Origin of the sequence: Proteus sp. fly-1067, assembly GCF_040139345.1 — a bacterium.
Lineage (GTDB): Bacteria > Pseudomonadota > Gammaproteobacteria > Enterobacterales > Enterobacteriaceae > Proteus > Proteus vulgaris_B.
On the sequence record NZ_JBEEUL010000049.1, the window covers coordinates 1 to 992 of the forward strand.

The following is a 992-nucleotide window of genomic DNA, read 5'->3' on the forward strand; positions in this document are numbered from 1 at the left end:
AGATAACAAAAAACCCCGCCGAAGCGAGGTCTTGAATTCTTTTAACGTTAACGAAATGGCAATAACCCACCGTTAGAATCACGATAGCCCATCCCCGCCAAAAGATCAACTTATTTCTATTTATTAGCTAATTTATGTATTCGATTTCTCTTTTTGTCACATTTTGTAGAACTTTTTCTGCATTAGCCTCCTCCTTAAAGCATTCCTGAATTAACATTTCGTAAAATGGTTTAAAGTTTCTACGCCAAGTTGTTTCTGGCAGTTCAAACAATTGTGAGCATATCTCTCGCCTAACGTCTTCTGCCGGCAATCTTGAATAGCCACGACCTGAACACTTAGGGCAAGTTTTAAAAACTGGAATTCCTTGTTTTTTCGTTTCCACCTTATCCAAAGTTTCACCTCTGCCATTACATCGGCACGAATGACTCACTTCACCTTTCCCGTTACAGGTTTTACAGATCACCTTAGTTTTCTCTCTAACCTCCCTGTATTTTGAATAGTCAGATGGAGTTATCTTCACTCCCATTTTCTTGTTGAATTTAATAATCTCTTTAGCAGCAAAGTGAGTGTGCTGTTTAGTGGTAAATACCTCTACTTCAACAAACCCACTGTCACAATCAGGGCATGCTTTTTTACTGGCTGCGCTTCTTGCATAATCCTGAAATGCATAATTTGCGAGTATTTGCAGAAGTGTTCCTCTATCATTCTCACTAAGTTTTCCAATAGCACTATATTTGTGAGCCTGAGTTATTGCATATTGATGAATACTCTCCACTGCTTCAGTTGGTTGATTGATCCCTTGTTTCGCCAAAAACAACTCAATCCCCATTCTCGCTTTAGAGGTCGCCAAACCAAGCGAAGCCATTACATCAGTGATTGTTAGATTATCAGTCGCTGTTGCAGATGGAGAGTCACTAAACATAATGCTTTTTGGTGAAAAATATTTTGGTAAATCTGCAAGTCTCATCTCGCCTCCGGTAATACTGTGTGAT

At 39.2% G+C, this 992-nt stretch carries 1 protein-coding gene; it reads right to left on the reverse strand.

Going from position 1 to position 992, the window contains the following annotated elements:
• Positions 1-127: 127 nt before the first annotated feature.
• The coding region (locus ABN217_RS18985; protein ID WP_349459815.1) for an antitermination protein at positions 128-992 on the reverse strand (865 nt) is incomplete at its 5' end.